Origin of the sequence: Nostoc sp. CALU 1950 (assembly GCF_051172895.1) — a bacterium.
Lineage (GTDB): Bacteria > Cyanobacteriota > Cyanobacteriia > Cyanobacteriales > Nostocaceae > Nostoc > Nostoc edaphicum_A.
This window is the reverse complement of the sequence record NZ_JBDNJQ010000275.1, coordinates 1-5,209: the sequence shown is the minus strand read 5'-3', so window position 1 is coordinate 5,209 and position 5,209 is coordinate 1. Positions and strand designations below refer to the sequence as shown.

Sequence of the window (5,209 nt, the reverse complement as noted above, 5' to 3'; positions counted from 1 at the left end):
GGTCGCTTGACATCTGGGCATCTGCTTTAACTTGACACCAATGGCATCTTGCCCGTTCATAGGGCGGGCAAGATGCTCACCCCACAAGATTGGATAATTTATTTCTTGGAAGTCCCTAAGCTCGAACTGCCCGACGCTCGCGGACTCGCTAACGCTGCGCTATCTGCCTTTCTTCGGTAAGTAAGTTGGCGCGGAAAAACCCAAGTATATTACGAAACGTAAATAGGCTTAAAGTCCTTACTAATGACGCCACTTGCTTTAAGCCGGAGAACCCGTCCAACGCAGTGGCTCACCAATGACATAGACGCGCCAGCGGCTACTCTTCGAGTTCTCCGAAGGAGTACCCGCAGGGTAGGACAAATGACAGCCTTCTCCTGTGGTCGCCGCTACGCGGACACCAGTGAGCTTTAATTGCGCCCACCTACTTAAAGCTTTTAATTCATGTACAATCAATCGCTATAAAGAAGTAATTAAAAATTATAAATTAGCGATATATACATAATCTTATCTGCCAATTAGATGAAGTTTTTTGCCAAGAGATAAGAAAAGTTATATCTTGCGCTGGATGAGGGTTTCAGCCTTTGGATGGATGCTTTAAACAGCTAAATTCTACGATTCTGATCTAAAGAGTTAGGTATTGCCATAGGAACAAACATAAATACTAAGAGTTGCTTCTCAAGAAAATCTTAATTCCCCCAAATTTAAACCTTAGAAGAAGGAAATACAATGTTCCAAAGTACGGAAATCATGCTGGGACTCTACAAACCACTATTGTGGGTGGCACAGATTCCAGCAGAATCCTCAAACGTCACACCAGCACAGGCATCGGCTCTCGTTTCCGGGCCGCGCTTCTTTGTGGCTTTAATCTCCGGCGTGATTCTAGCCTTTGCTTTCCAATTAGTTCTAACTAATCTCTCCCTTGCAGCCGGTATTTCCTACCTGGGGCACTCATCTGATTCGGATTCAGATGATGGGGAAGTGGGAAGTTTGGGTGGCAGCATTCGCAAAATCGGCACAGCAGTGGGGATTTGGACATTAATCACTGTGACGATCGCCTTATTAATCGCTTCTTTCCTCGCAGTAAAATTGAGCCTAGTAATCTTAGATCCAGGATTGGGAGCGATTCTTGGTTTGGTGATTTGGGGTGCTTACTTTTTAATTCTCGTTTGGGTAAGTTCCACCACAGTAGGCTCCTTAATTGGCTCAGTCGTCAATACGGCAACTTCCGGCTTTCAGGCGATTATGGGGACTGCTACCGCCGCACTGGGTGCAAAAGCTGTGAATAACCAAGTGGTCGCGACAGCTGAAGCCGCCGCCGCCGCTATCCGTCGGGAATTAGGAAGCGGCATCGACCCCGTGAGTATCCGGGAAAACATTGAAGATTACTTAGAAAAGATCCGTCCTCCAGAACTCGATGTGTCAAAGATTCGGAGTGATTTTGAAAATTTACTCAACGATCCGCAATTAAAAGCGATCGCAGGGACTCCAGATATCCGCAACATCGACCGCCAAAAGTTTATCGAGTTAGTCAGCAGCCGCACTGACCTTTCCAAAAAAGATGTTAGCCGCATTGCTGATACGTTGTATAAAGTTTGGCAACAAGTGGTAAGTCAGCAACCACCCACGGAAGACCGTTTGGGTGAGTTAATCGATTATCTGAAATCACTTCCACCAGGACAAAGCAAGACAGATGAACTCAACGCCAAGCTGGATCGGTTAGTTGCAGAAACTCGTGGCTCGAAAGGATCTGACCAAAAAGCAGCTACGGGGCCAATTCAAAGTACACTCCAGCAAGGACTATCTGCCTTAACCGGAGTGGTATTGGGACGAACAGATTTATCTGATTTGGATGTGGAAAAAATCTTGCGTAGCCTCACCAGCGCCAAAGATAAAGTCACCCAAGAAGCAGATAAGTTAGGGTTGCCAACACCATCGCAACCTTATAGTCCAATTCGGGCTGATGTTGAAAATTACCTGTACAACACTTATGCTTGGCAACTAAGTCCAGAAAAAATCACCCAGGAATTTCATGATGTCATCTACGACCCAGCAGCTGACCCTGGAATCGTCCGCAGGGAACTAGAACGACTATCTCGGAATGATTTCGTCAAAATCCTCCAACAGCGGGGATTGCTCACCCAAGGACAAATTCAGCGCATTGCCGATCGGTTAGAAACTGTCCGCCAAGAAGTGCTAGTGACAGTGAGAGCGATCGAAGAAAGAGAGATAGTCCAAGACTTGCAACGCGCAGTGGAAAGTTATCTGCTTGTTACTCCAAAAGCAGATTTCACAGCCGAAGGCATTGAGCAGAATTTCAAACCACTGTTGCAAGACCCAGAGGCAGATTATGAAACCCTGACTTTGCGACTGGCGCAGATTGAAAGGCAGGAAATTCGGGAGATATTGCTGCAACGTAATGATGTCCAACTGTATGAAGTAGACACCATTCTGGATGAGTTGGAAAAACAACGCGATCGCGTCTTGGTAGAATCCAAAGGACTAGCTGAACAGGCACAATATCAAGCAGAAACCCTGTGGCTGAATGTAGAATCATATCTGCGTAACACCGGAAAATCAGAACTGAATCCTGATGCCATCCGCGCCGACTTCAAAAAGTTACTGGAAGATCCCCAAGGTGGAATCACCTCAATTCGGGCACGTTTGTCTCGCTTTGACCGCGATACTTTGGTGCAATTGTTGAATCAGCGGGAAGATTTGAGTGAAGATCAAATTAATCAAATCATCAATGCTGCCGAAGAGTCATGGCATAGTATTCGCCACACACCCCAAGCTTTAGCAGATAAAGCGAAAGAGCAATACGACTCTGTTACCACCACGATCGCAGATTATCTCCGGAATACTGGGAAACAAGAACTGAATCCAGAGGGTATTCAGCGAGATTTGACCAGATTATTTGAAAATCCCAAAGAGGGAACCGTAGCACTACGCCGTCGGTTGTCGCAGGTAGACCGGGATACACTAGTGAAGTTGCTCAGTCAACGTCAAGATTTGAGTGAACAACAAGTCAATGAAATCATTGATTCCACCCAAACTTCGATTCGCAACTTTGTACGTGCGCCTCGTCGCCTTGCTACCCGTACACAGCAAAGAGTGGAAACATTCAAAGGTTATGTGGAAGAGTATCTGCGCCAAACAGGCAAAGAAGAACTCAATCCTGAAGGTATCAAACGCGACTTGCAATTATTGTTGCATGATCCACGAGTCGGGGTGGAAAGTTTTAGCGATCGCCTTTCCCATTTTGACCGTTCTACCATCATCGCCCTGCTGAAAATTCGGGAAGATATTTCTGATGAAGAAGCGGCGCGGATTGCCGACAATATTGTATCTGTAAGGGATCAATTTGTAGAACAAGTGCGGAGTATTCAACGAGGCATTCAAGATGCAATTGACGGGGTTTTTGCCCGCATTCGCAACTACCTCAACTCCTTGGATCGCCCGGAACTTAACTATGACAGTATCAAGCACGATGTTCGCACATTTTTTGACGATCCCCAGGCGGGATTTGATGCTCTGCGCGATCGCCTGTCTTCTTTTGACCGTGATACCCTAGTGGCAATTATGAGTTCTCGTGAGGACATCTCCGAGGAAGATGCCAACCGGATCATCGACCAAATTGAACGGGCCCGCAACACAGTATTACAACGTGCAGAACGCATACAGCACGAAGCCCAACGCCGCCTAGAACAGGTAAAGCATCAAGCACAGCGGCAAGCAGAAGAAACCCGCAAAGCCGCAGCTACAGCAGCTTGGTGGCTGTTTGCCACAGCACTCGTCTCCGCAATTTTCTCTGCATTAGGAGGAGCGATCGCTGTAGTGAGGCTGTAGTTTAACAAGTTGTCTCCGCTAACTTTTAAGCCTCCCGATATGGGAGGCTTTTTTGTATTTATACCAATTAAATTAAGGTGAGTTCGATGAACCTCTCCCTCCCAACCTACCTCTCCGAAACGGAAAGGGAGGAGCAACGAAAAATTGAGCTTTTTGCTCCCCTCTCCGTGTCGGAGAGGGGTTGGGGGAGAGGTCAAATAAGACTTGTCGAACTCACGTTAAATTAATGATTGCAACACATCCTTGGGTAAAGACGCGATGAATCGCGTCTCTACAAATGGTCTATTTGTCGCATTCTTTTTTCAAATTGGTATTGGGACTTACGCAAAACTATATGCTGTAGGGGTAATTCATGAATTACCCCTACAGCTTTGTTCCAGTTTTAATACGTAGTGGGGGCGCACAGCTAGGTGTACGCCCCCACGAATAAATGTATTCCACTGAATTGAAATATATTATTTAAATAACTGAATTGCTCAAAAACACAATGCCGATCGCACATAAAGCGAAACCAGCAATGGTAATTTTCCAGGGTAAAGTTCGGTTGATTTCTCCCATACCCATTGCAGTACCAATTTGTCTGGCACTCATGGCAACTGCAAACAGAGTTAAGGTCATACCTACTATATAGGCAATTAATGGTATCGTTCCTGCCCCAATAATAGATTCAGCAACAGTGTAACCCTGAAATAAACCAGCACTGATGCCCATGAGAGCAAGTACCACAAAGTTTGGTTGATTTGGCATCATCAGCATAGTACTAAAAATGATGGTAGAAATAGCGATCGCTATTTCTGCACCTGGAAAATTTAGCTGGGATAGATGAATTACAATGCCCAAAACTGTTGCTAAGACAAAGCATCCAAGTATCACAGCGCCACGAGTAAACACAGATGATAGTAAGCCAATAGCAACAATACCAACTAAACAATCCAAGCCAATTACTGGGTCTGCTAGTCCCCAGAGAAAGCCTTCCCAGTAGTTAGAGATGGTATGGTCAACTGGTGTTCCAGTTAATGAACTCAGCAAGCTAATTAAAAGTAGAACTGCGATCGCCCCAATATGGCGATGCATTAAATTCGAGGTATAAAATTCTCGTGAAGTACGGAATGGTGATAATTTAGTTTTGAACATCACTATATGCCAAATTAGTTTTTTCGGTAATTTATACTACCCACTTACTCCAAAAAACTAACGTGGTAATTACGCTAGATGGTACTAGCTTCATCTGACTCAGTATTCAGGGCTGAGTAAATTAGAACTTACTCAGCAAGTACACTGAATCAGTGGTTGAAGATATAGGACAATACGGTTCGGTTAAGGCAAAAGACGCGATGAATCGCCGTCTCTACAAAAGACCGAT

General features: G+C 45.3%; 3 protein-coding genes. 1 reads left to right on the top strand and 2 read right to left on the bottom strand.

Features of this window, described 5'->3' with window-relative positions; translation table 11 throughout:
* Positions 1-258: 258 nt before the first annotated feature.
* Positions 259-453: a hypothetical protein gene (locus ABF638_RS36545; RefSeq protein ID WP_435027646.1), complete on the bottom strand. Its 195-nt coding sequence runs from the start codon at positions 451-453 to the stop codon at positions 259-261.
* A 273-nt stretch (positions 454-726) separates the two neighbouring features.
* Here ABF638_RS36545 and ABF638_RS36540 point away from each other — a divergent pair, with 273 nt between their 5' ends.
* Complete coding sequence (locus tag ABF638_RS36540; RefSeq protein WP_435027645.1) at positions 727-3,846, top strand: MFS transporter; 3,120 nt, start codon at positions 727-729, stop codon at positions 3,844-3,846.
* Positions 3,847-4,305: 459 nt separating this feature from the next.
* Here ABF638_RS36540 and ABF638_RS36535 read toward each other — a convergent pair whose 3' ends face one another.
* Positions 4,306-4,980, bottom strand: a complete 675-nt coding sequence (locus ABF638_RS36535; RefSeq protein ID WP_435027644.1) for a HupE/UreJ family protein — start codon at positions 4,978-4,980, stop codon at positions 4,306-4,308.
* Between the last annotated feature and the right edge of the window lie 229 nt (positions 4,981-5,209).